Source organism: Streptomyces sp. NRRL WC-3618, assembly GCF_001280005.1.
Classification (GTDB): domain Bacteria; phylum Actinomycetota; class Actinomycetes; order Streptomycetales; family Streptomycetaceae; genus Streptomyces.
Window position 1 is genome coordinate 1 of record NZ_LGDW01000376.1, and the last position, 291, is coordinate 291.

Consider the following 291-nt stretch of genomic DNA (forward strand, 5'->3'; position numbering starts at 1 on the left):
CGCGCTGTTCGCCGTCGAGGTGGCTCTGTATCGCCTTGCCGAGTCGTTTGGGGTGCGGCCGCAGATTGTCGGTGGTCATTCGATCGGTGAGTTGACGGCGGCGTATGTGGCCGGGGTGTGGTCGTTGGAGGACGCCGCCCAACTGGTGGCCGCGCGCGGCCAGTTGATGCAGTCACTGCCCGAGGGCGGGGTCATGCTGGCCGTCCAGGCGGCGGAGGCCGACGTGCTGCCGCTCCTTGAGGGCATGGCAGACCGGGCCGGCGTCGCGGCCGTGAACGGCCCCTCGCAGGT

At 70.4% G+C, this 291-nt stretch carries 1 protein-coding gene; it reads left to right on the plus strand.

Annotated elements, in window-relative coordinates:
- Positions 1–52 precede the first annotated feature (52 nt).
- On the plus strand, positions 53–291 hold a 239-nt coding region (locus tag ADL01_RS26885; RefSeq protein ID WP_420719741.1), incomplete at its 3' end, for an acyltransferase domain-containing protein.